Here is a 20,816-nt window from a genome sequence, read left to right as displayed (position 1 = left end):
TGCAACTCCGGCAGATGCGGGGCGATGCATCGCCGGCTCCGGCGAGCGCCCAAAAGTATGCAGATTTCCGCACCCGTAGACCACAAGTGCCCATAGACGCCCCGCGGTGGCGGGACGAGGATAGGCGCATGACTACGATAGACGTGATCGACTCGCATACCGGCGGCGAACCCACCCGCGTCGTCATCCGCGGCTTTCCCGACCTGGGTAGCGGCCCGTTGCTGGAACAGCGCGAGCGTTTCCGCCGCGACTTTGACCGCTGGCGCAGCGCCATCGCCTGCGAACCGCGCGGCTCCAGTACCGTGGTCGGCGCCCTGCTGGTGCCGCCGCAGAGCCCGGATGCCTGCACCGGCGTGATCTTCTTCAACAACGTCGGCTACCTCGGCATGTGCGGCCACGGCACCATCGGCGTGGTGCGCACGCTGCAGCACCTGGGCCGGATCGGCCCCGGCCGGCACCGCATCGACACACCGGTGGGCACCGTGGGCGCGGAGCTGCACGAAGACGGCCGTGTCACCGTCGACAACGTGGAAAGCTATCGCCACGCCGCGGGCGTCAGCGTGGACGTGCCGGAGTACGGCCGCGTCACCGGCGACGTCGCCTGGGGCGGCAACTGGTTCTTCATCACCCACGACACGCCGCTGCCGCTGGAGATCCGGCACCAGCGCGCGCTCACCCGCTACACCGAGGCGGTGCGCCAGGCACTCGAAGCGAACGGCATCAGCGGCGCGGAAGGCGGCGAGATCGACCACATCGAGGTCAACACCGGGTCGCCGGTGGACGGCCTGGACGGCCGGAACTTCGTGTTGTGCCCCGGCCTCGCCTACGACCGCTCGCCCTGCGGCACCGGCACCAGCGCCAAGCTGGCCTGCCTGGCCGCCGACGGCAAACTCGCGCCGGGCGAAACCTGGAAACAGGAAAGCATCCTCGGCAGCGTGTTCGAAGGCCGATACACGCAGGGCGAGCGCGGCGTGCACCCGCAGATCACCGGCACCGCCTTCGTGGTGGCGCGCAGCACGCTGCTGTTCGACGAAGCGGACGCCTTCACCTGGGGTAGCGGCGCGGAATGAACGGCACCACCGCCACGTTCGACCTGATCGTGGTCGGCGCCGGCATCGTCGGCGCCAGCTGCGCCGATGCCGCCAGCGCGGAAGGCATGCGCGTGGCCATCGTGGAGCCGGGTCCGGTCGGCGGTGGCGCCACGGCGGCGGCCATGGGCCATCTCGTCGCGATGGACGACGATCCCGCCGAACTCGCGCTGGCCCACTACTCGCTGGGCCTGTGGGAGGCGTTCGCCGATCTCGAGGAAGCCGAATTCAGCCGCTGCGGCACCTTGTGGGTGGCGCGCAACGACGACGAACTCGCCGCCGCCGGCCAGCGCATCGCGCGCCTGCGCGCCGTCGGCATCGAGGCCCGGTTGCTCGACGCCGCGGCGCTGTACGAACAGGAGCCCGCCCTGGCGCCGGGGCTGGCGGGCGGCATGCTGGTGTCCCGCGAGGCAGTGGTGTACCCGCCGCGCGTCGCCAGCCACCTGGTGCAGCGCGCCCAGTCGCGCGGTGCACGGCTCCATGCGGGCCGCCGCGTGCAATCCCTGCAGCGCGGCGGCGCGCTGCTCGACGACGGCACGCACTTGTACGGCCCTGTGCTGGTGGCCACCGGCTGCGCGCTGCCCGCCCTGCTGCCGGCGCTGCCGATGCGCGCGCGCAAGGGGCACCTTGTCATCACCGACCGCTATCCCGGCCTGATCCGCCACCAGTTGCTGGAACTGGGCTACGCCGACAGCGCCCACGGCGACGCCGACAGCAGCGTAGCCTTCAACGTGCAGCCGCGGCCGACCGGGCAGATCCTGATCGGCTCCTCGCGCGAATTCCACGCCGACGACGCCGGCGTCTCGCCATCGATGGTGCGGCGCATGCTGGAACGCAGCTTCGCCTTCGTGCCGCGCCTGCGGGAATTGCAGGCGCTGCGCATCTGGACCGGCTTCCGTCCGACCACGCCGGATGGACGGCCCTACCTCGGCGCCGTGCCCGACGCCGCCGATCAGTGGGTCGCCGCCGGCCATGAAGGGCTGGGCGTCACCACCGCGCTGGGCAGCGCGAAACTGATGATCGACCTGATCCTGGGTCGCCGGCCCGCCATCGATCCCGCGCCCTATGCGCCGCAGCGGATGGCCGCATGAGCGCGCCGGTACGGCTCGTCGTGAACGGCCATCCGGTGGAGGTACCCGCCGGCGCCAGCGTCGCCGCCGCGGTGGCGCAGCTCACGCCGTGTTTCCGCCGCTCGGTGGACGGTGCGCCACGCGCGCCGCTGTGCGGCATGGGCGTGTGCTTCGAGTGCCGCGTGCAGGTGGATGGCGTGGCCCACGTGTGCGCATGCATGACGCCGGCCGGCGAAGGCATGCAGGTGGTCACCGATGCGTGAGCACTACGACGTCCTCGTGGCGGGCGCAGGCCCGGCCGGCCTGGCGGCGGCGCAGGTCGCCGCATCGCGGGGCGCGCGCGTAGGCCTGCTCGACGCACAGCCGCGTGCCGGAGGGCAGGTCTGGCGGCACGACGCGCGCCTGCCGGCGTCGCGCGCGGCGCGCCAGGCCATGGCCTCGCTGCGGGGTGTCGAACTGCTGGCGCGCCACAGCGTAGTCGCGGTGGAGCCGGGGGCGCTGCGGGTGGAGACGCCGCAGGATTCCCGGCGGCTGTCGTACGGCGCGCTGGTGCTGGCCACCGGCGCGCGCGAACTGCTGCTGCCCTTCCCCGGCTGGACACTGCCCGGCGTGACCGGCGCCGGCGGCCTGCAGGCCCTGGCCAAGCAGGGCTGGCCCGTGGCCGGCAAACGCGTCGTGGTCGCCGGCAGCGGGCCGCTGTTGCTGGCGGCCGCGGATACCTTGCGCAAGCACGGTGCGCAGGTGCTGGGCATCTACGAGCAGGCCTCCGCCGACTCGATCCGTTCCTTCGCATGGCAGCTGCGCCGATGGCCTGCCCGCGCGTGGCAGGCCGCCGGTCTGCGCCTGCGCCTTGCGGGCATGCTCTATCGCTGCGGCTGCTTCGTGCGCGAAGCCATCGGCGACGATGCCGTGCACAGCGTGGCGATTGAGGCGCCCCGCGGCGCGCAGCGCGTCGAGTGCGACCTGCTCGCCGTGGGTTACGGGCTGGTGCCCAATACCGAACTGGCGTCGCTGCTCGGCTGCGCCCTCGACGAAACGGCAACGCACCCGCGTGTGCGCGTCGACACCTTGCTGCGCACCAGCGTGGCCAACATCCATGCCGCCGGCGAATCCTGCGGCATCGGCGGCCTGGCTGTCGCGCGCATCGAAGGCGCGATGGCCGGCCACATGGCGACCGGCGACATCGCGTCTGCCCGCGCCTTGCTGCCGCGGCGCGACCGCGCGCGGCGCTTCGGCGCGCTGCTGGCCCGGCACTTCGCGCTCGATCCGCGCCTGCGCACGCTGGCCGACGACCAGACGCTGGTCTGCCGCTGCGAGGACGTCCGTTTCGGCGCCCTCGCCGGCTTCGGCGACGCCCGTGCCGCCAGGCTCGCCACGCGCTGCGGCATGGGTGCCTGCCAGGGCCGCATCTGCGGCACCGCCCTGGCCGAACTGGGGCGCTTTTCCCGCGGCGGCGCGCGCCCGCCGCTCTTTCCCGCCCGGTTGGCCACGCTGGCCGGGCTCGCCACCCTTTCTTCTGACGACGCATGACGAGGTAGCTGACCATGAGCAACGCATCCATCTGGCACGGCGTGATTCCCGCCATCACCACGCCCTTCACCGCCGGTGGCCAGGTCGACCACGACTTCCTCGCCAGCCACGCGCGCATGCTGATCGACAGCGGCTGCAAGGGCATCGTGCCGCTGGGCTCGCTGGGCGAGGCGGCCACGCTCTCGTTCGACGAAAAGCTGGCGATCATCCGCACCCTGGTGAAGGCGCTGGACGGGCGCGCGCCGGTGGTCCCGGGCATCGCCGCGCTGTCCACCGACGAGGCCGTGCGCCTCGCCCGCGAGGCCAAGGCACTGGGTGCGTCCGGCCTGATGGTGCTGCCGCCCTACGTGTACTCCACCGACTGGCGCGAGATGGGCGCGCACCTGCGCGCGGTGATCGCGGCGACCGACCTGCCCTGCATGCTCTACAACAACCCGATCGCCTACAAGACCGACTTCTCGCCCGAGCAGATCGCCGAGCTCGCGAGCGAGTTCCCCAACGTGCAGGCGGTGAAGGAATCCTCCGGCGACGTGCGCCGCTTCGCCGCGCTGCGTGCGCTGCTGGACGACCGCCTGGTGCTGCTGGTGGGCATGGACGATGCGGTCGTCGAAGGCGTGGCGATGGGCGCGCGCGGCTGGATCGCCGGCCTGGTCAACGCCTACCCGAAGGAATCGGTGAAGCTGTTCGAACTGGCGCGCGACGGCGGCGCCGACGCGGCCGCCGAGCTGTACGCGTGGTTCCTGCCGCTGCTGCGCCTGGACACCGTGCCGAAGTTCGTGCAGCTGATCAAGCTGGTGCAGGAAAGGGTCGGCCTGGGCAGTGAGCGCGTGCGCGCGCCGCGACTGGCGTTGGATGGCGCGGAACGCGAGGCCGCCCTGCGCGTGATCGACCACGCCATCGCCCACGCGCCGGTGCTCTGAGATGGCCGCGCAGCCCCTGCTGATCGCGGGCGACTGGCGGCCGGCCCGCGAACTGTCCGCCACCTTCCGCGCCGAGGACCCGGCTACCGGCGGCGCCATCGGCGCGGAGTTCCCGGTCAACGGCGCGGCCGACGTCGAGGCCGCCGTCGCCGCCGCCGCCGCGGTGGCGGATGAACTGGCGCGGACGCCGCCGGAACGGATCGCCGCCTTCCTCGACGCCTACGCCAACGGCATCGAGCGCGACGCGGAGACGCTGGTCGCGTTGGCCCACGCGGAGACCGCACTGCCCGCGGAAACCCGGCTGGCCAAGGTGGAACTGCCGCGCACCAGCGGCCAGCTGCGCCAGGCCGCGCGCGCCGTGCGCGGCTTCAGCTGGACGCAGCCGGTGATCGACACGGCGGCGGGCCTGCGCAGCCATCGCGCACCGCTGCACAAGCCGGTGCTGGTGTTCGGGCCGAACAACTTCCCGTTCGCCTTCAACGCGATCGCCGGCAGCGATTTCGCCTCGGCGATCGCGGCGCGCAATCCGGTGATCGCGAAGGCGCATCCCTCGCACCCGGCCACCAGCGAGCGGCTGGCGCAGCTGGCCCATGCGGCGCTGCGCGAAGCCGGCCTGCCCGCGGCGGCGGTGCAGATGCTGTACCAGTTCGACCCGGCGCTGGGCCTGAAACTGGCCGGCGATCCGCGCCTGGGCGCGATCGGCTTCACCGGCAGCCGCGCCGGCGGCCTGGCGCTGAAAGCCGCCGCCGACGCGGCCGGTGTGCCGGCGTATCTGGAGCTCTCCAGCGTCAACCCGGTGTTCCTGCTGCCCGGCGCAGTGGCCGAGCGCGGCGCCGCGCTGGCCCAGGAATTCTTCAGCTCCTGCACGATGGGCAGCGGCCAGTTCTGCACCAATCCCGGCGTGGTGGTGGTGCCGCGCGGCGCCGCCGGCGATGCCTTCGTCGCCGCCGCCGTGGCGCATTTCGGCAACGCCGCCGCGGGCGTGCTGTTTTCGCGCGGCGTGCTGGAGCACCTGCAGCGCAACGTGGACATCCTGCGCGGGGCCGGCGCCGAGCTGCTCGCCGGCGGCGCCGCGACCGGGCCGGGCTACCGCTACCGGCCGACCCTGCTGCAGGTGGATGCCGCGCAGTTCCTGCGCGCGCCGCAGGCCCTGCAGACCGAGGCGTTCGGCCCGGTCGGCCTGCTGGTGCGCGCCGACGACGTCGCGCAGATGGCCGCGCTGGCGGCAGCGTTCGAAGGCAACCTCACCGGCACCTTGTACAGCGCCACCGACGGCAGCGACGCGGCCGCCTGGTCGCAGGTCGCCGGCGTGCTGCGCCCCCGTGTGGGCCGGCTGATCGGCAACCGCATGCCCACCGGCGTGGCGGTGAGCCCGGCGATGAACCACGGCGGCCCCTGGCCCAGCACCGGCCACCCCGGCTTCACCGCGGTCGGCATGCCGGCGGCGATCCAGCGCTTCACCGCGCTGCACTGCTACGACCACGTGCCGGATGCGCAACTGCCGCCGGAACTGCGCGACCGCAACCCGGGCGGCGTGGCGCGGCAGATCGACGGCCGCTGGTGCGTCGACGACGTCGACGCGTGGACGCCGGCCGCATGATGCCGGTCGGTCGGCTCGGCACCCTCGCCGCCGCCCGGGCACGGGCGATGCCGGCGCCATGGCCACCGCCGCTGCCCGCATGACGGAGTCCTCGCCGTTCCTGTGACTGAATGTCCATGGTTGCAGGCCGCCTGCCACGAGCCACCGGATCGCACCGTATGCCAACGACGGGAAAGTTCCACCGCCAGCTCAGCCTCACCGATCTGACCTTCATCGGCCTGGGCGCGATCTTCGGTTCCGGCTGGCTGTTCTCGGCCAGCCATGTCTCGGCCATCGCCGGGCCGGCCGGGATGCTCTCGTGGCTGATCGGCGGCGCCGCCGTGCTGCTGCTCGGCATCGTCTACTGCGAGCTGGGCGCCGCTCTGCCCCGCGCCGGCGGCGTGGTGCGCTACCCGGAGTATTCGCACGGCTTGTTGCTGGGTTCGCTGATGGGCTTCATCACCCTGATCGCGTTCTCCAGCCTGATCGCGATCGAGACCGTGGCCTGCCGCCAATACGCGGCAGCCTGGTTCCCCGCGCTGAGCCGCGACGCGGCGGGCAATCCCACCGTGCTGGGCTGGCTGGTGCAGCTGGCGCTGCTGACGCTGTTCTTCGCGCTCAACTACTTCAGCGTGAAGACCTTCGCCAAGGCCAACAACCTCATCAGCATCTTCAAGTTCGTCGTGCCGCTGCTGGTGGTCGTCGTGCTGCTGGCGCACTTCCAGCCCCGGAACATGAGCGTGCACGGCTTCGCCCCGAACGGCTTCAGCGGCGTGGAAGGGGCGGTTTCCGCCGGCGGCATCATCTTCGCCTACCTGGGCCTGACGCCGATCATCTCGGTCGCCAGCGAAGTGCGCAGCCCGCAACGCACGATCCCGGTCGCGCTGATCCTCTCGGTGCTGCTGTCCACCGTGATCTACCTGCTGTTGCAGCTGGCCTTCCTCGGCAGCATCCCCACCCGCCTGCTGGCCCAGGGCTGGGGCGCCACCGGCACGATGTTCGCGCTGCCGTACCATGACATCGCGCAGACCCTGGGCATCGCCTGGCTGGCCGCGCTGGTGGTCTGCGACGCGGTGATCTCGCCCAGCGGCACCGGCAACATCTACATGAACGCCACGCCCCGGGTGGTCTACGGCTGGGCGCGCAGCGGCTCGTTCTTCAAGGTGTTCACCCGCATCGACGGCAAGTCCGGCATTCCGCGTCCCGCGCTGTGGCTGAGCTTCGCGCTGTCGATCTTCTGGACCTTGCCGTTTCCCTCGTGGGAGGCGCTGATCAGCGTGGTCTCGGCCGCGCTGGTGCTGAGCTACGCGGTGGCGCCGATCACCGTGGCGGCGCTGCGCCGCAACGCGCCGCAGCTGCCGCGGCCGTTCCGGGTGCGCGGCTTCGGCGTGATCGGCCCGGCGTCCTTCGTGATCGCCACGCTGATCGTGTACTGGTCGAGCTGGCAGACGGTGTCGTGGCTGCTGGGGCTGCAGATCGTGCTGTTCGCGGTCTACGTGCTGTACCGGCTACCCTCGCCCGCCGGCCGCGCCAGGCTGCGCCAGGAGGTGTACTCGTCGTGGTGGCTGGTGGCCTACTACGCGCTGCTCATCGCGCTGTCCTGGCTGGGCACCTTCGGCGGCCGCGGCATCATCGGCCATCCCTGGGACACCGCGGCCGTCGCGCTGGCCGGCCTGCTCATCTACTACTGGGGCGCCCGCACCGGCCTGCCCGCGCACCTGCTCGACCTCGGCAACGACGACGACTGACGCCGACGCGCGTTGGCGCGGCTCAGCGGCCGAGGCCGGCCTGGGCGATGAAGGCGTCCAGCAGCGCGCCACGGTATTTCTGGCGGTGGACCAGCATGGTGAGCTTGCGGCGCAGGTCGAGGAACGGCGTCTTCAGCGCCTTCAGGCGGCCGGTGGCAAGCGCATCGGTGACCGCCACCTGCGGCAGGCAGGCGATGCCCAGGCCCGCGATCACCGCCTGCTTGATCGCCTCGATCTGGTCGAGTTCCAGCACGGTCTCGCCGGGCGGCAATTGCGACAGCACGCGTTCGCTGGTGGCACGGGTGGCCGAGCCCGGCTCGCGCATCACCCAGCGTGTACCGGCGAAATCGGCGGGCTTGAGGCCGCGCTTGCGCGTCAGCGGATGGTCGGGCGGCGCGCACACCACCAGCAGGTCGTCGCGCCACGGCCGTACCTCCAGTTGCGGGTGCGTCACCGGTCCTTCCACGCAGCCAAGGTCCAGGCTGTGGTCGAGCATCGCCGCTGCGATCGCGTCGGTGTTCGCCACGCGCAGGCGGATCGCCACCTGCGGCTGTGCGCGCACGAACGCGCCCAGCAGTTCGCCCACGCGGTAGTTGCCCACCGTGTTGCTGGCGCCGATGCGCAGCTCGCCGCTGAGCGCCGCGCCGTCCTCGCGGCCGCGCCGGCCGAACTCGGCGTGGCGCTCCAGCAGCTCCTGCGCCAGCGGCAGCAGCTCGCGCCCGCGCGGGTTGAGCCGCAGCCGGCCGCGTTCGCGGGCGAACAGCGGCGCGTCCAGCTGCCGCTCCAGTTCGGCCAGCGCCATGCTGGCCGCCGGCTGGGTCAGGTACAGGCGCTCGGCGGCGGCGCGCACGCTGCCCAGCAGCGCGATCTGCACGAACACCTCGAGCTGGCGCGGACTGATGTTGTTCATCACCATATCTTATATAAACGATCAGATTTTCCAAGTTTTTCTGATCGACTGGCACGAGGACAATGGCGCGCATCCCCACAGCGCGTCGTGCCCATGAACACCCCACTCGCCACCGCCCTCGCCCGCCCCACCCTGCGCAGCCGCGCGCCCGGCCTGCTGCTGGCCATCGCCATCGCCCTGCTCGCCTGGTGGCTGGGCCGCCGGTATCCGCTGATCGGCGGCCCGGTGTTCGGCATCCTGCTCGGCATCGCGGTGCGCAACCTGTTCTCGCCCGACGCGCGCTTCACGCCGGGCATCGCGTTCGGCGGCAAGCAGGTGCTGCAGTGGTCGATCATCGCGCTGGGCTTCGGCCTCAGCCTGACCCAGGTGGCGAAGACCGGGCTGGAGTCGCTGTCGGTGACCCTGGTGACGCTGACCGTGGCCTTTCTCAGCGCCTGGGCGCTGGGCCGCTGGCTGGGCGTGCACGACAAGCTGAAGATCCTGATCGGCGTGGGCACCGCGATCTGCGGCGGCTCGGCGATCGCCGCGGTGACGCCGATCATCAAGCCCGACGAGCACGACACCGCGTTCGCGATCTCCACCATCTTCCTGTTCAACGTGGTGGCAGTGCTGCTGTTCCCGCTGCTCGGCCACCTGCTGCACCTGTCCGACCTCGGCTTCGGCCTGTGGGCCGGCACCGCGATCAACGACACCTCGTCGGTGGTGGCGGCCGGCTACAGCTACAGCCATGCGGCGGGCGACTACGCCACCATCGTCAAGCTCACCCGCGCCACGCTGATCATCCCGATCTGCCTGATCCTGGCGTTCGCAGTGGCCGCGCGCGAGAAAAAGAAGGGCGCCACCGACTTCAGCCTGCGCCGCATTTTCCCGTGGTTCATCCTGTGGTTCCTGGTGGCCTCGGCGCTGCGCACCGCCGGGCTGGTTCCCGTTGCCATCCTGCCCGCGCTGCATGCCGCCGCCGAATTCCTGATCATCGTGGCGCTCACCGCGATCGGCCTCTCCGCCAACCTGCGCAGGATGATCGCCAGCGGCGCGCGGCCGATCCTGCTGGGGCTGGGCGTGTGGGCGGCGGTGTCGGTCAGCAGCCTGGCGGTGCAGTTGGTGATCGGGCAGCTTTGAGCCCCGGCGGCGGTCGCAACTGCCCCTCCTGGACACCCACATACCGGCCACGCCGATGGCAGCCTCGCTCCTGAAGCCAGGCTGCCGTCCGCACGGGATACGCGCGCATCGGCAGGATCCGGCACGAGCCGGTCGAAACGTTGGGGATGCGTTGCCGGTAACGCTATGCTCAGGCTCTCCCGACTCGTCCCGGCGATACGTCGTTGATACTGTTTGACCAAGCGGGTGCAGGAACGCGGACTGCGAACCTATTCGCGGCGCCGCTACCCTTGCAAGCCTTCGTCGAACACATCTGGACGCAAGGAGATATTTCCGCCCCGGTCGACTTGGCGTGGCGCATCCCACCGGACGCCAATCCGTACCTGATCTTCACGGCATGGGCGTCGGCTGCAGGCGGCCCCCGCACCCGCTGCGTGCTGGTCGGTCCATGCGCGGGCTTTCTGGACATCCCGGTGCATGGCCGCATATTCACCTGCGGCGTTCGGCTTCGACCCGGCGTGCTTCCTCTGCTGACCGGCCTGCCGGCATTTGAAATGGCCGGCCACGCATGGTCGGTCGCCGATATCTTCGGCGCCCGCGGCCGGCACTTGCTGGAGCAGCTGAGCGAGCCGTCCTCATGGACCGAGGCGCCGCTGCGTCTGGCCGCCTTCCTTGCCCGCGAGTTCGCGAAGCACTCGCGATTCCGACCGCTCCCGGTGCAACGCGCCGACAGCGTCCGAGACCTGGCGGAAATCGCGGGATTGGCCACGAGAACGCTGCATTACCAGATTACCCAGAACGTGGGCCTGGCGCCCAAACTCTGGCTTCGCATCGAGCGCCTGCATCGCGCCATCGCCAGCTCCACGAACCGCGTCGGGCCGTGGAGCGATGTCGCGGCCCGCTGCGGCTATGCGGACCAGGCACACCTGGTCCGTGAATTTTCGGAACTTCTGGGCGAACCGCCATCCGTCTGGAGCAGACGCAACCCGTTTCTGCCCCTGACCGAGCCGCCTTCCGCAGAGTGACCGCGGTGGCATTGCTTCCGGGCCGCTTTGCCAATTTGTTCAATACAACCAGGCAACCGCGACCCATAGTGCCGCGGCGGGGATCGCTGCTGCAGGATCGATCACGGTCCGGTCGCTGGCCCCTCGGCCGTCATTCGTCTTCCACCAGGAACCTTGCCATGAGCATGCATCACCATCGCTTGCGGATTTCGTGCTGGCTCGCACTGTGGCTGGCCTGCGCTTTCGCTGCTGCGGCGCAAACCCCGACTGGCGTCGGTTTCGCCGCGATCACCATCCATGACCCAGTCAACGGCGGCACAATGCCGGGCTACGTGTTCTATCCCAGTGCGCAGGCGAACGGCGCGACCCGGATCGGCCCCTATCTGCTGCACGCCGCGCGCGATGCACGTCCGATTGCTGGCACGAAACCGCTGGTGGTGATCTCGCACGGACACGGCGGCTCCGACCTGGGTCACCACGATCTCGCCGTGTTTCTGGCCAGTCACGGCTTCGTGGTGGCGATGCTGGAACATCCCAAGGACAACTATCACGACGCCGGCGGCACCGGGACGGCCCAGGTGCTGGTGGGACGACCCATTCAGGTCAAAGCTGCGATCAGCCGCCTGCTGGACGATCCGCGCTGGGCCGCCTTGATCGATCCCGCCCGGATCGGCGTAGCCGGCTTCTCGGCGGGCGGCTACACCGCCCTGCTGACCGTCGGTGCAGTGCCGCGCTTCGAGCGCTTCGCTTCCTATTGCCGGGACCACCCCGACGACACCGGATCCTGCGGCACGCCGGAATTCATTGCCGCCCTGTTGCGGCAATCCGGCCAGCCCAACGTACGGGCGTACATGGACGCGATGCAGAAAGAGCTCGATCGCTGGGGTACGACCGATGACCCGCGCGTCAAGGCGGCTTTCTCGATGGCACCCTTGGGCCTGCCCTTCGACCGGACGGGGCTGGCACATATCAACCGCCCGGTATTCCTGTACTACGGTCAACACGACCAGGTGCTGGTGCCTCGCTACAACGCGTTGCACATTGCACCGCTAATCAAGACGCTAGCCGGGATCAGGATGATTCCTGCGGCCGGCCACTATGTTTTCCTGTCGCCCTGCTCGCCGCAGCTGAAGAAAGAGGCGCCGGAGCTTTGCATCGATCCCGCCGGCGTGGACCGTGTCGCGGTCCATCGGCAAGTGGATGCCGACGCACTGGCGTTCTTCCGCAAGACGCTTGGCGCGCCGCCCCGTTGAGATCGCACTCCCCCGGCGTCGCTCTCGCCGGGACTTGCGAGTAACCTTGGCTGTCAGCGCCTCAAGCCTTCCCCTGCTCCACCAGCGTCAACGCCACCTTGTCGCGCAGGTACACCGGCAAGGCCAGTTCCGGTGCCTGCGCACGGCCGGCCTTGAACTCGCGGACGGCCAGCTCGGCGACGTGCACGGCCTGCGGGTAGCGGGCACCGTCGGCGTAGCGCGGCTCGTCGCCCAGCTTTTCGCGCAGCACCGTTCCGTAGGTGGCCCAGCCGCTACCCACCACTTGCCACGCTGCTGCTTCCGGCAGCAGCAGCGCGTCGGCGGTGCACACGCGTTCGTTGTCCAGTGCGAGCAGGCCGCCTTCGCCGTCACGGCGGTAGCAGGCGGCGTAGATCTCGCCCATCCGCGCGTCGATCACGGCGAGGATGGCGCTGTCGACGTCGACGTCGTCCGGCGCCTCCAGCGCCAGCGCGGCGAGCGAGGAGACGGTGACCACGGGCAGGTCCAGTGCCAGCGCCATGCCTTGCGCCAGCGACACCGCCAGACGCACGCCGGTGAACGCGCCGGGGCCGCGGCCCACGGCGATGGCGTCCAGCGCGTGCTTGCCCAGGCCGGCTTCGGCCAGCAGCGCGTCCGCCATCGGCAGCACGCGCTCGGCGTGCCGGCGCGGCGCGAGTTCGCTGCGCGCGATCACTTCGTCGCCGTGGACCAGGGCGACAGAGCAGGCTTCGGTGGCGGTTTCGATCGCGAGCAGGTTCATGGCCGCACCATGATAGCGGCTGGCGGCAGGCGCCATGCCCGGACCCCGCCGGCCAGGCCTCGGCCACTTGCCGCCATGCAACCGCGTGCCGGAAAGATCATGTGCATGCGCCTGGCCAGGAAGTGCACATCACAGCATTGCGACGGGCGTTGCCGGAGGCGGCAACGGCCCATTCCGGGCCGGCGCGATGGCGTGGCCCGGGAAGCGCCGTCGCCATGCGCACTAGACGGTGGCCAGGTTGTCCCGCGTGATTTCGACAATCGACTTCGCGCCGGTCAGCGTCATCGCCACGCGCATCTCGGCGGCGATGAGGTCGAGCAGGTGCGCCACGCCGCGTTCGCCGGCCGCGGCCAGCGCATAGACGAAGGGGCGGCCCAGCAGCACGCCGTCGGCGCCCAGCGCCAGCATGCGCACTACATCGAGACCGGAGCGCACGCCGGAATCGGCGAGGATGGCGAGCTCGCCCTTTACCGCATCGGCGACGGCGGGCAGCGCACGCGCGGAGGACAGCACGCCGTCGAGCTGGCGGCCGCCGTGGTTGGAAACCACAATGCCGTCGGCGCCGAAACGGGCGGCCTCGCGCGCATCCCCGGGATCAAGGATGCCCTTGAGCACCATTGCGCCCTTCCAGGCGTCGCGGATCCACTGCAGGTCGCGCCAGCCGATCGCGGGATCGAAGTTCTTGCCCAGCCAACCGATGTAATCCTCCAGGCCGATGCGATGGCCGAGGTAGGCCGACACGTTGCCGAGGTCGTGCGGGCGGCCGCGCACGCCCACGTGCCAGGCCCAGTGCGGATGCAGGCAGGCCTGCCACGCGCGGCGCAAGGCGGCGTGCGGGCCGGACATCCCCGAATGCCTGTCGCGGTAGCGCGCGCCCGGCACCGGCATGTCCACGGTGAACACCAGGGTGCGCACGCCGGCGGCCCAGGCGCGTTCCAGCGCGTTACGCATGAAGCCGCGATCCCTGAGCACATAGAGCTGGAACCACAGCGGCCGCGCGTGTCCCTGCACTTCCTCGATCGGGCACACCGACACGGTGGACAGGGTGAGCGGGACGCCCTTCGCCGCCGCCGCGCGCGCCGCCTGCACCTCGCCGCGTCGCGCGTACATGCCGGTGAGGCCCACCGGCGCCAACGCCAGCGGCAGGCTCAGCTTCTCGCCGAAGAGCTCGGTAGAGAGATCGACCTCGCCGACTTCCTTCAGTACGCGCTGGCGCAGGGCGAGGCTGCGCAGGTCATCGACGTTGTGGCGCAGGGTCTGCTCGTCGTAGGCGCCGCCGTCAATGTAGTGGAACAGGAAGGGCGGCAGGCGGCGCTGCGCAGCCGCACGATAGTCCAGCGTCGAGGAAATGATCATGCGCGGCACTGTGCTACGGGCAGGTGCCCCGCGCAATGTCGGCGGCTCACGCCACAGCGGCGGCGATGGCCCGGCGCAGTTGCCGGTAGCCTTCCACCAGCCGCGGGCCGGGGCGGCCCAGGAACGCTTCGCTGATGGCGTGGATGCGGCCGTGGCGCACCGCCGGCACCTCGCCCCAGCCTTCGCGGGCACGCACCCTGTCGGCGCGGTAGTTGGCCACCTTCACCCCGCACCAGCTCATTGCCACCACGTCGGGCCGCTGCGCCGCCGCGGCGGCGTTTTCCAGCGGCACGCTCCTGGCGTCCACGTCGACCCAGGGATTCACCCCGCCCGCGCGATGGATGAGGTCGTTGACCCACGAATGGCGCGCCGCGGCGATCACCGGCTTGGGCCACCACTCCACCAGCACCCGCGGCCGCGCGCCATCGACGTCCACCTGGGGCATCGCGGCTTCCATCGACGCCACCAGCGCCTCCCCGCGCGCCGGCACGCCCAGCGCGGCGGCGATGCGGCGGATGTCGCCGTACACGTCGTCCAGCGATTGCGGATCGCATACCAGGGTCCGCATGGCCGCCGCCTGCAGCGCATCCACCACGCGCTCGTGGCCGGGCACGGTCAGCGAGGTCAGTACCAGGTCGGGTCCGAGACTGCGCACCGCATCCACATCGAGATCGAGGTCGCGCCCCGTCTTCGGCAGGCCGGCGACGACTTCGGGCGGGTAATCGGAATCCGCGTCCACGCCGACCAGCATCGACGCGCAGCCAAGCGCGCAGACGATCTCGGTGTTGGAACAGGTATGGGAGAAGACGCGCATGGCGATTCAGGGTTCGGCGACCACGGTGCCCTGGTGGTACAGGATCTTCCAGCCGTCCGGGTCGCGCCGCCAGATCGTGGCGCGACGGGTCAGCCGTTCGCACTGGCGCAAGGTGTAGGTGAGCAGGTAGACCGCATCGGCAAGCCGGCGGCAATGGAAGTCGGCAGTTTCCCACGGATCGGGCTGCGGGTCGCGCTGGCGCTCGTCCAGCACGTCGAGCACGTAGTCGCGGCTGTAGCGGCGACCGGAGGCGCCGACCTCCCAGAAATCCTCCGCCGTCATCGCGAGATGGTCTTCGCGATGCGTGCCGAACTCCGGGCGATGGAAGATCGGCTCGCGCCGGCGCAGTTCGTCCAGCACTTCGACCAGCGCGGGATCGGTGCGCAGTTCGGGCTCGTGGCTCATGCGATCGACTCCCGGCGGTCTTCGACGGGCGGCGCGAAGAACGCCTGCACCTGGGCCAGCGCGCGCGTGCGCGGCATCGGCGGCAGGCTGGCGAGGAACAGCTTGCCGTAACCCTTGCCGGCGATGCGCGGGTCGCACAGCACCAGTACGCCGCGGTCGGTGACGCTGCGGATCAGCCGGCCGGCACCTTGCTTCAGCGCGATCGCCGCGGCCGGTACCTGCCAGCCCATGAAGGGATTGACGCCCTGCCGTTCCAGCGCTTCCAGCCGCGCCACCAGTACCGGATCGTCGGGCGCCGCGAACGGCAGCTTGTCGATCACCACCACGCTGAGCGCGTCGCCCACCACGTCCACGCCCTCCCAGAAACTGGCCGCGCCCAGCAGCACGCCGTGGCCGGAATGGCGGAACTCCTCCAGCAACTGGTGCCGCGGCGCCGTGCCCTGCACGAACAACGGCCAGGGCACGCGCGCGGCCAGCAGCTCGGCGGCGCGGCGCAGCGCGCGGTGCGAGGTGAACAGCAGGAAGGCGCGGCCGTTCGAGGCCTGCAGCACCGGCAGCACGGCGTCGAGCACGCGTTCCGTGTAGTCGCGCGCGGCCGGGTCGGGCAAGCCGTCCGGCAGGTAGCACAGTGCCTGCCGTGCATAGTCGAACGGGCTTTCCAGCGCCAGGGCCTGCGGCTCGTCCAGGCCCAGCTGGCGCGCGAAATGATCGAACTGCCCCGCCACCGACAGCGTGGCCGAGGTGAAGATCCAGGCGGCCTCGCTGCGTTCGCGCATGGCGCGCAGCGGCGCGGCGAGGTCCAGCGGCGTGGCGTACAGCGCGAAGCCGCGCGGGAACAGCTCGTACCAGCGCACGTCGCGTTCGGACGCCTGTTCCGCGATGCGCTGCAGCCGCTCGGCCAGCAGCGCGGCACGCTCGTGCGCATTGGCCAGGCCGCGCGAGCGCTCGGCCTGCGAGGCGAGCAGGTCGGCGAGCGTGGACAGCAGTTCGCCGACTTCGTGCAGCCCTGCGCGCACCTCGGCCACGGCTTCGAGCGCGCCGAACGCGCCGCGCGGCGGCAGCGGCTCCATCGCCAGGCGCAAGCGCCTGAGGGCGTCCTGCAGTGCTTCCACCGGCTCCAGCAGCAGGCCGATCGCGCCGGTGACGCCGCCGCATTCCCGCAAGCTGTCCTGCGCCAGTTCGGTGAGCTGGCGCGCGCTCACGCTCTGCGAGAAGAACTGCCCGGCCAGCTCGGGCAGCTGATGCGCCTCGTCGAGCACGAAGGCCGCGGCGCCAGGCAGGATCTCACCGAAGCCCTCCTGCTTCAGGGCAAGGTCGGCGAACAGCAGGTGATGGTTGACCACCACCAGCTGCGCCTCCTGCGCCTCGCGGCGTGCCTTCACCACGTGGCAGTCGTCGTAGAACGGGCACTCCACGCCCAGGCAGTTCTCCGGCGTGGAGGTAACGCGCGGCCACAGCGGCGATTCCTCCGGCACCTCGGCCAGCTCCATGCGGTCGCCGCGGCGCGTGCGCGCGGACCAGGCACGGATCGTCGCCAGGTGCGCGGCCTGCGCCTTGTCGAAGGTCGCGCCGTCGCGCACGGCCTGGTCGAGCCGGTACAGGCAGAGGTAGTTCGCCCGACCTTTCAGCAGCGCCGTCTTCAGCCGCATGCCGAGCACGCCGAGCACCTTCGGCAGGTCGCGGAAATACAGCTGGTCCTGCAGCGCCTTGGTGCCGGTGGAGACGATCACCCGCTCCCCCGACCGCAGGGCGGGCACAAGGTAGGCGTAGGTCTTGCCGGTGCCGGTGCCGGCCTCGGCGATCAGCGTCTCGCGCCCGGCGATGGCCTGCGCCACCGCCGTCGCCATCGCCTGCTGCGCGGCGCGCGGCACGAAGTTGGGCAGCTCGCGGGCGAACGGACCCTCGGGACCCAGCAGCGCAGCGGCGCTGTCGGACAGCGTGTCGTCGGAAGCTATCATCGCCGCAGTATCGCCCAGGGGCTGCGCGCGGCAAACCGGCCGCACCGGTCCGCGCGGCGGCGGCCGGGGCCTCGAAACGGTGGAAGTCCTCCGACCACCCGGCGGTGCGGGGGCACCGCCGGGTAGCCGGAACGCGCCCTCCCGACGCAGACCTGCACGCTTGCCAGGCAAGGCGTGCATACCACTCCCATCCGTCGGGTCGGCCGCGCGGGGTACGGCGGCGACAGCCCGGGATGCCCGGACCGGCCACGGCCGCAGCGACGCGCTCCAACCCGTCTCGGGAGCTGGACGTATGAGGGACGGAAAATTGAAATGGCGGCCGTCACCCGGCGGGAATGGCCGCGGCCCGGGCCTGGCCGGGCTCACGCGGAACCGCGGCTACCGGCTCAGAACCGGTTGATGCCCTGCACGTGGCATTTCGCCACCCACTTCTGCGCGGTGGCGGCGCCGGCCTCGTCGCCGGCTTCCTGGCGCAGCTGGGCGACGGTTTCCCAGTTGCGCGCGCACAGCGGGCCGAGCTTGGGGCCCAGCGTCCAGGACTGCCGGGCCAGCTTCTGCGCCAGCGCGTAGTCGCGCTGGTACACCGCCACCTCGGCGCGATCCTGCAGCAGCTCGGGCGAATCGGGGCTGTGCTTGAGCGCCTGGTCGAGCTTGGCCGCGGCAGCGTCGTAATGGCCGGCGTCGCTGTCGGCCCGAGCGGCCTGCTTCCAGGCCTCGATGCCGGGATCGGCCAGCGGCTGCACCGCGATCACGGACTGCTCGCGTTCGCCGGCGACACGGATCGCCGCGACCATGGCGGCGGGTGCCAACGCGGGTTGTTTCGGCGACTCGACCGGCCCAGGCGTGCTGCAGGCCGCCAGCAGGGTTGCCGCCAGGGGCAGCGGCCAAGCGCGCAGGGTACGACGAACTCGTGACATGTCAGTTTCCGCCAGGAAGGGGGTGGTCGACGGCCGCCGTCACGCCCGGACTGGACGGGCCGCCGCTGCTGGACGAAGGCGCCGGGCTGCCGCCGCCGAACAGGGTCTGCCAGAAGCCGCAGCCTTCGACGTCGGCGGACAGCGAGCCGCTCACCACCGGCACCTGCTTCGCGCCCGAACACTGCGGCTCGGTGGGCTTGCCGTCGACGGGGTTGATCCAGGCCATCTGCAGGCCGTCGCCCGGCGCGGCGGAGAGCGGCCGGGTCGGCAGCTTGGCGAACAGGTTGCGCCACGCGCGCAGCGCGCCGGTGGCGCCGAACAGGTGGGCGGGCTTGTTGTCGTCGCGGCCCATCCAGAACACCCCGAGATGCCCGCCGGTGAAGCCGGCGAACCAGCTGTCGCGCAGGTCGTTGCTGGTGCCGGTCTTGCCCGCGACGTGCAGCGAGGCCAAGCTGGAACTGCCGAGGGAGCTCGCGGTGCCGTAGGTGGTGACCTGCTGCATCGCCCAGGTCACCAGGCGTACCGCCTCCTGGTACTCGCCCTTGCCGCTCTGCACCTCGTAGCGCTTGATGGTGCGGCCGTTGCCGTCGACCACGCCGCGCACCGCAAGCAGCGGCAGCGCATGGCCGTCGGAGGCGATGTATTCGTAGAGCTGCGCCACCTGCAGCGGCGAGAGATCCAGCGCGCCGATCAGCAGCGAGGGGCCAGAGTTGACATCGGCCAGGCCGAAGGACTGCAGGAACGCGCGGATGCGCGGCAGCCCCACCGCGAGGCCGAGGCGGATGCTGGCGAGATTCCATGACTTCGCCAGCGCGTCCACCATCGGCACCATGCCATGGCTCTGGTTGTCGTCGTTGTGCGGCTCCCACAGCGTGCCGTTCTGCATGCGCATGCTGATCGGGCTGTCGTCCAGCGCGGTGGCGAGGTTCCAGCGCGCGGGGTCGGTCAACGCCACCAGGTAGACGAACGGCTTGATGGTGGAGCCGATCGGCCGCTGCGAATCCAGCGCGCGGTTGAAGCCCTGGTCGCCGGGTATCTTGCTGCCCACCACCGCCAGCACGCTGCCGTCGTGGGCATCGGTGACCACGCCGGCCGCCTGCAGCGGGTCGGCGCGCTTGCCGAGCTCCTTCATCGTGGTGTCGATGGCCTGCTCGGTGTACAGCTGTGCCGCCGGATCCAGCGTGGTGAAGATCGACAGATTGCCCGCGCGCAGCGTGTCCTCGTCGAAATCGCTGGTGATCTGCTGGCGCACCAGCTGCATGAAGGCAGGGAAGCGGTCATGCGGCAGCTGGCCGTTCCTGATCACGTCCAGCGGCGCGGCCTGCGCAGCCTTGGCCTGCTCCGCCGAGAGCAGGCCGGTGTCGACGAATTCCTGCAGCACCAGGTTGCGGCGCGCCAGCGCGCGGTCGGGGTAGCGGCGCGGATCGTAGTAGCTCGGCCCCTTCACCAGGCCCACCAGCATCGCGATCTCCTGCGGGCGCAGGTCGCGCAGCGGGCGGCCGTAGTAGAACTCGGCGGCGGCGGCGAAGCCGTGCACCGCCTGTCCGCCCTGCTGGCCGAGGAAGACCTCGTTGACGTAGGCCTCCAGGATGCGGTCCTTGCTGTAATGCATCTCCAGCAGCAGGGACATCAGCGCCTCGTTGATCTTGCGTGTGAAGGTCTGCTGGCGGCTGAGGTACAGGTTGCGCACCAGCTGCTGGGTCAGCGTGGAAGCGCCCTGCACGGTGTGGCCGGCGCGCAGGTTGGCGAACGCGGCGCGCACGATCCCGCCGAAGTCGATGCCGATGTTGTGCTTGAAAGTGCGGTCTTCCACCGCCTGCAGGCCGCTGACCAGCAGCGGGGGCAGGTCGGCCAGGTGCACGATGCGCCGGTCGACCTGCTGCGCACCGTACACAGTGGCGATGCGCGCGGGATCGAGATGGGTGAGTTCGACTGGCTTGCCGGTGGCGAGGTCGCGCAGCGAGGCGACCGCACCGTTGCCCAGGCGCACCTCGATGCGCTTGGGCAGCTCGCCGCCCTCCGGTCCGGCGTAGCCGCGCGAGGAGATCGTGTAGCGCGTGCCCTGCCGCGCCCAGCTGCCGGGCACCTGGCCGTGGCCGTCCTCGCTGTAACCGGCGAAGGTGAGTTCCAGCTGCAGCGCCGCCGGCGTCATCGGCTCGCCTGCCGCCAGCGGCAGCGGCCGCGCGAACACGCGGGTGGGCACCGCGAACACCAGGTCGTTGAAGCGCTCCTGCACGCGCTTGTTGAGCACCAGCGTGTACGGCAGCACGAAGCCGACCAGCAGGCCCAGGCAAATCCAGAACGGGATGCGCAGCCACGGCCACGCGGCGCGCAGGAAGGAGCGGGTGCGGGTCAGCAAGGCGGGGGAATCCTGAACATACAGGCGCCGATGATAGGGCCTGCTAC

Annotated in this window: 18 protein-coding genes; 10 read left to right on the top strand and 8 right to left on the bottom strand. The window is 71.0% G+C overall.

All coding sequences use genetic code 11. The features are described 5' to 3' along the window. The first annotated feature begins 128 nt into the window (after nucleotides 1–128). The 7 genes from AC2EWF_RS14410 (at nucleotide 129) to AC2EWF_RS14380 (ending at nucleotide 7,935) form a co-directional block, all read left to right on the top strand. Nucleotides 129–1,070 (top strand): 4-hydroxyproline epimerase, encoded by a 942-nt coding sequence (locus AC2EWF_RS14410; protein WP_483640073.1) that lies wholly within the window; start codon nucleotides 129–131, stop codon nucleotides 1,068–1,070. After that, nucleotides 1,067–2,179 (top strand): NAD(P)/FAD-dependent oxidoreductase, encoded by a 1,113-nt coding sequence (locus tag AC2EWF_RS14405; RefSeq protein ID WP_483640072.1) that lies wholly within the window; start codon nucleotides 1,067–1,069, stop codon nucleotides 2,177–2,179. The genes AC2EWF_RS14410 and AC2EWF_RS14405 overlap by 4 nt, the downstream gene beginning before the upstream one ends. Continuing rightward, on the top strand, nucleotides 2,176–2,421 hold the full coding sequence (locus tag AC2EWF_RS14400) for a 2Fe-2S iron-sulfur cluster-binding protein (protein ID WP_483640071.1): 246 nt from the start codon (nucleotides 2,176–2,178) through the stop codon (nucleotides 2,419–2,421). The genes AC2EWF_RS14405 and AC2EWF_RS14400 overlap by 4 nt, the downstream gene beginning before the upstream one ends. Then, nucleotides 2,414–3,688 carry an FAD-dependent oxidoreductase gene (locus AC2EWF_RS14395; RefSeq protein ID WP_483640070.1) on the top strand — a complete coding sequence of 425 codons (1,275 nt, stop codon included), beginning with the start codon at nucleotides 2,414–2,416 and terminating at the stop codon, nucleotides 3,686–3,688. The genes AC2EWF_RS14400 and AC2EWF_RS14395 overlap by 8 nt, the downstream gene beginning before the upstream one ends. Nucleotides 3,689–3,702: 14 nt before the next feature. After that, nucleotides 3,703–4,608, top strand: a complete 906-nt coding sequence (locus tag AC2EWF_RS14390) for a dihydrodipicolinate synthase family protein (protein ID WP_483640069.1) — start codon at nucleotides 3,703–3,705, stop codon at nucleotides 4,606–4,608. 1 nt (nucleotide 4,609) lies between these two features. Beyond that, nucleotides 4,610–6,208 (top strand): aldehyde dehydrogenase family protein, encoded by a 1,599-nt coding sequence (locus AC2EWF_RS14385; RefSeq protein ID WP_483640068.1) that lies wholly within the window; start codon nucleotides 4,610–4,612, stop codon nucleotides 6,206–6,208. A 158-nt stretch (nucleotides 6,209–6,366) separates the two neighbouring features. After that, nucleotides 6,367–7,935, top strand: coding sequence for an APC family permease (locus tag AC2EWF_RS14380; RefSeq protein ID WP_483640067.1), 1,569 nt, complete (start codon nucleotides 6,367–6,369; stop codon nucleotides 7,933–7,935). A 22-nt stretch (nucleotides 7,936–7,957) separates the two neighbouring features. Here AC2EWF_RS14380 and AC2EWF_RS14375 read toward each other — a convergent pair whose 3' ends face one another. Continuing rightward, a complete protein-coding gene (locus AC2EWF_RS14375) occupies nucleotides 7,958–8,845 on the bottom strand; it encodes a LysR family transcriptional regulator (protein WP_483640066.1) in 888 nt (295 codons plus the stop codon). A 93-nt stretch (nucleotides 8,846–8,938) separates the two neighbouring features. Here AC2EWF_RS14375 and AC2EWF_RS14370 point away from each other — a divergent pair, with 93 nt between their 5' ends. From AC2EWF_RS14370 to AC2EWF_RS14360, 3 genes are all read left to right on the top strand, one after another. Then, complete coding sequence (locus AC2EWF_RS14370) at nucleotides 8,939–9,964, top strand: YeiH family protein (RefSeq protein WP_483640065.1); 1,026 nt, start codon at nucleotides 8,939–8,941, stop codon at nucleotides 9,962–9,964. 203 nt (nucleotides 9,965–10,167) lie between these two features. Further along, nucleotides 10,168–10,968, top strand: coding sequence for a helix-turn-helix domain-containing protein (locus AC2EWF_RS14365; protein WP_483640064.1), 801 nt, complete (start codon nucleotides 10,168–10,170; stop codon nucleotides 10,966–10,968). Between the two features lie 158 nt (nucleotides 10,969–11,126). Further along, complete coding sequence (locus AC2EWF_RS14360) at nucleotides 11,127–12,200, top strand: alpha/beta hydrolase family protein (RefSeq protein WP_483640063.1); 1,074 nt, start codon at nucleotides 11,127–11,129, stop codon at nucleotides 12,198–12,200. A gap of 61 nt (nucleotides 12,201–12,261) precedes the next feature. Here the strand turns inward: AC2EWF_RS14360 and tsaB are convergent, their stop codons facing one another. The 7 genes from tsaB to mrcB form a co-directional block, all read right to left on the bottom strand. Next, nucleotides 12,262–12,960 (bottom strand): tRNA (adenosine(37)-N6)-threonylcarbamoyltransferase complex dimerization subunit type 1 TsaB, encoded by a 699-nt coding sequence (gene tsaB, locus AC2EWF_RS14355; RefSeq protein WP_483640062.1) that lies wholly within the window; start codon nucleotides 12,958–12,960, stop codon nucleotides 12,262–12,264. Nucleotides 12,961–13,182: 222 nt separating this feature from the next. Next, nucleotides 13,183–14,316 (bottom strand): FMN-dependent L-lactate dehydrogenase LldD, encoded by a 1,134-nt coding sequence (gene lldD / locus AC2EWF_RS14350; protein WP_483640061.1) that lies wholly within the window; start codon nucleotides 14,314–14,316, stop codon nucleotides 13,183–13,185. A 46-nt stretch (nucleotides 14,317–14,362) separates the two neighbouring features. After that, entirely contained in the window at nucleotides 14,363–15,130 is a 768-nt protein-coding gene (locus AC2EWF_RS14345; RefSeq protein WP_483640060.1) for an ABC transporter substrate-binding protein, read from the bottom strand. 6 nt (nucleotides 15,131–15,136) lie between these two features. After that, nucleotides 15,137–15,535, bottom strand: a complete 399-nt coding sequence (locus tag AC2EWF_RS14340) for a nuclear transport factor 2 family protein (RefSeq protein WP_483640059.1) — start codon at nucleotides 15,533–15,535, stop codon at nucleotides 15,137–15,139. Continuing rightward, nucleotides 15,532–17,493 (bottom strand): DNA repair helicase YoaA, encoded by a 1,962-nt coding sequence (yoaA, locus tag AC2EWF_RS14335; protein WP_483640058.1) that lies wholly within the window; start codon nucleotides 17,491–17,493, stop codon nucleotides 15,532–15,534. The genes AC2EWF_RS14340 and yoaA overlap by 4 nt, the downstream gene beginning before the upstream one ends. Nucleotides 17,494–17,879: 386 nt before the next feature. Continuing rightward, nucleotides 17,880–18,410: a tetratricopeptide repeat protein gene (locus AC2EWF_RS14330; protein ID WP_483640057.1), complete on the bottom strand. Its 531-nt coding sequence runs from the start codon at nucleotides 18,408–18,410 to the stop codon at nucleotides 17,880–17,882. Nucleotide 18,411: 1 nt separating this feature from the next. Beyond that, entirely contained in the window at nucleotides 18,412–20,769 is a 2,358-nt protein-coding gene (gene mrcB, locus AC2EWF_RS14325) for a penicillin-binding protein 1B (RefSeq protein WP_483640056.1), read from the bottom strand. Nucleotides 20,770–20,816 lie beyond the last annotated feature (47 nt).

The organism is Rhodanobacter sp. sgz306013 (assembly GCF_057031145.1).
The sequence above is the reverse complement of the archived record's forward strand: the minus strand, read 5'-3'. Positions and strand labels throughout refer to the sequence as shown.